Consider the following 2,969-nt stretch of genomic DNA (forward strand, 5'->3'; position numbering starts at 1 on the left):
GGACGCGGGCGAGCCTCGTTCTGCCGACGGGCCGGGTGCTGGCGCCGGAGGCGCCGGCCGTGACCGGCGCGGCGGCCTGATCCATCCCCACCAGGCCGACCCGGCACCGGCGAGGCCGATCCATCGCCGTCATGCGCGGGCTTGACCCGAGCCTCCCCGCTTTGCCTCTCGGGCGAGCCTCTCCGAGGGGCGCCTGGCCGCGGAACGGGATGGCCGGGTCAGGCCCGGCCATGACGGGGGTGGCGCGCGAAGGCGTGCTGGCCCGTCAGCCTTCGGAGACGCCCGCCTCGGCGAAGGTCGCCATGCCGGAATGGCAGGCCACCGCCGCCTTGATGACACCCACCGCCAGCGCCGCGCCGGAGCCCTCGCCGAGCCGCATGCCGAGGTCGAGGATGGGCCGCAGCTTGAGCCGTTCCAGCAGCGCGCGATGCGCCTTTTCGGCGGAGACGTGGCCGGCGAGGCAGTGGTCGAGGGCGGACGGGTCCATGGCGTGGAGCACCGCGGCGGCGGCGGTCACCACATAGCCGTCCAGCACCACCGGCACCTTCTCGTGCCGCGCGGCGAGGATGGCGCCGGCGATCGCCGCGAGCTCGCGCCCGCCGAGCCGGCGCAGCACCTCCAGCGGGTCGCAAGCTGGCCTTCGTTGAGCGCCACGGCGGCGCGCACCGCTTCGATCTTGCGGGCCATCACGGCTGCGTGCGGCACCGGTGCCGGCGCCCACCCAGTCCTCGGCGGTCCCGCCATAGAGGCCGTGGCAGACGGCGGCCGCCACCGTGGTGTTGCCGATGCCCATCTCGCCGAGGCACAGAAGGTCCGCGCCGCCGGAGATGGCCTGCATGCCGAAGGCGATGGTGCCGGCGCAGGTGCGCTCGTCGAAGGCCGGGGCCTCGACGATGTCGGGGGTGGGATGGTCCACCGCCAGCTCGAACACCCGAAGGCCGGCCTCGAAGGTGGCGCAGATCTGGTTCACCGCGGCCTTGCCGGCGGTGAAAGTGTCCATCATCTGCCGCGTCACGGCGCTGGGGTAGGGCGAGACGCCGCGCTCGGCGACGCCGTGGGTGCCGGCGAACACCACCACCATCGGCCGCAGCACCTGCGGCATGGCCTTGCCCTGCCAGGCGGCGAGGTGGGCGGCGATCTCCTCCAGGCGGCCCAGCGCGCCGGGCGGCTTCACGAGCTGCGCCTGCCGCTCCCAGGCGGCGGCCCGCGCCACCTCGTCCGGCCCCGGCATGGAGGCGACGAGGGCGCGGATGTCGTCGAAGGGCAGTCCCGAGGCGGCAGGCGGCGAGGCGGACATGAAGGCGCGGCTCCTGTGGGCCTGCGCGTTCTAGAGCGCAACGGCCGGCGCGGCAAACCTGCGGTGCCGGCAGCCGCTTGGTGTCGGGAAATGCGGAAAACGGTTGCGCATGCTGTCCGCCTCCGCGGGCTCCGTCTTGAGTCTCAAGGGCGATTCACCCAGCAAATGGATTCAATTTGCGCGGAGCGCGCTCTAGAGGTGGCCGCCCGATCGGCCGCCCGTTCCGCGCGCCGTCCTGTCCTCCCCCCACCGGCCGCCCGGCCGCTGCGACGCGCATGATGACCCGCCTCCGGACGACCTTCTCCCGCCTTCCTGCCTGGGCCCGCATGGCGATCCTCGCCGCGCTGTGCCTGGCCGGCGCTCGCCTTCCGGGCGGCGCACGTGCCGCTGCCGTTCCTGCTCGGCGCGCTGTTCGTCTCCGCCGCGTTCGGCCTGTCGGGCTTCGCGGTGCGGCTGCACGATGCGTTCCGCCAGGGCGGACAGGCGGCGGTGGGCTTCTCGGTGGGCCTGTTCTTCACCCCGCCGGTGGCGCTGCGCCTGCTGGAGCTGGGCTGGCTGATGGTGGCGACGGGCTTCGCCTCGATCCTCGCCGCCTTGTTCCTCGCCCGCGCGTTGGCGCTGTTCGGACGCTGCGACCGGCGCACGGCCTTCTTCGCCGCCATGCCCGGCGGGCTCGCCGAGATGGCGGTTCTGGCCCATACGTTCGGCGCCTCCACCACGCTGGTCTCGCTCGCCCAGAGCCTGCGCGTGGTGCTGATCGTGCTCCTCATCCCGCCCGCCATGACGCTGGCCATCGGCGGCGAGCGGCACCATCTGGCGGAACTGCCGGCGCTGGAGCCGCATCTGCTGCTTCTGGGTCTTGCCTTGTGCGTGCCGCTGGCGCTGGGGCTGCGGCGGCTGAGGATCTTCAACCCGTTCCTGCTGGCGGGCCTCGCGCTCGGCATGGGGATGGCGCTCGTCATCGCCCGGGCGACCCATGCGCCGCTGATCGTCACCGCCGGCGCCCAGCTCGCCATCGGCGCGGCGCTGGGCTGCCGCTTCCAGCGCGACCAGATCCGCCACGTGCTCTCGACCCCGTTCCTGCCGGCGGCGGCGGTGACCACCCTGCTCCTGATGGCGGCGAACGTCGCCTTCGCGGCCCTCGCCATGCACTACGTGGCCTTCCCCACCGGGGTTCTGGCCATGGCGCCGGGCGGCATCGCCGAGATGTCGCTGACCGCCGAGGCCCTGGGCCTCGCCCCGCCGCTGGTGGCCGCGTGGCAATTGGTACGCATCCTCACCGTGGTCCTGCTCACCGGCCCGCTCTACCGGCTCTATGGGCGGATCGGCGCAAGGTGACGGCGGGCGGAGTTGGCACGCCGCGAGAGGGGCGCTAGGGTCTGTCCCATGATGTTCATGTCCATCTTCTTCCCCCTCGTCTGAGTTGCGCGCCGGCACGGCGCATGCGCAGCCAACGGGAATGACGGCCCCGCACCGCGGCGGCCGCAGGGAGATATCGGACATGGGACACCCCTCCTCGGGTCTGAGCGCAGCTCAGATCGAGCATTTCATCGAACAGGGATGATGTGCGGGCTCCGATCGGGGCCTTCGGACTGCCGCACTCGCGCGGCCAGGGGCACGCAGCCGCGCTTCCTCGCCCAGCCGCCGCTCCTGCCCACCGGTCCGTTCGACC

General features: G+C 73.2%; 2 protein-coding genes. One reads left to right on the forward strand and one right to left on the reverse strand.

Going from position 1 to position 2,969, the window contains the following annotated elements; all coding sequences use genetic code 11:
* Positions 1-265 precede the first annotated feature (265 nt).
* A complete protein-coding gene (gene cobT / locus AC2W7M_RS22945) occupies positions 266-1,297 on the reverse strand; it encodes a nicotinate-nucleotide--dimethylbenzimidazole phosphoribosyltransferase (RefSeq protein WP_486135194.1) in 1,032 nt (343 codons plus the stop codon).
* Between the two features lie 312 nt (positions 1,298-1,609).
* Here cobT and AC2W7M_RS22950 point away from each other — a divergent pair, with 312 nt between their 5' ends.
* On the forward strand, positions 1,610-2,635 hold the full coding sequence (locus AC2W7M_RS22950; protein ID WP_486135196.1) for an AbrB family transcriptional regulator: 1,026 nt from the start codon (positions 1,610-1,612) through the stop codon (positions 2,633-2,635).
* Positions 2,636-2,969: the final 334 nt, after the last annotated feature.

This window comes from Xanthobacter sp. BG11Y11_SDJG, assembly GCF_057364445.1.

Bases quoted from the DNA above. Each gene is read 5' to 3' on its own strand.
- cobT (WP_486135194.1), bottom strand. From the start codon at position 1,297: ATGTCCGCCTCGCCGCCTGCCGCCTCGGGACTGCCCTTCGACGACATC.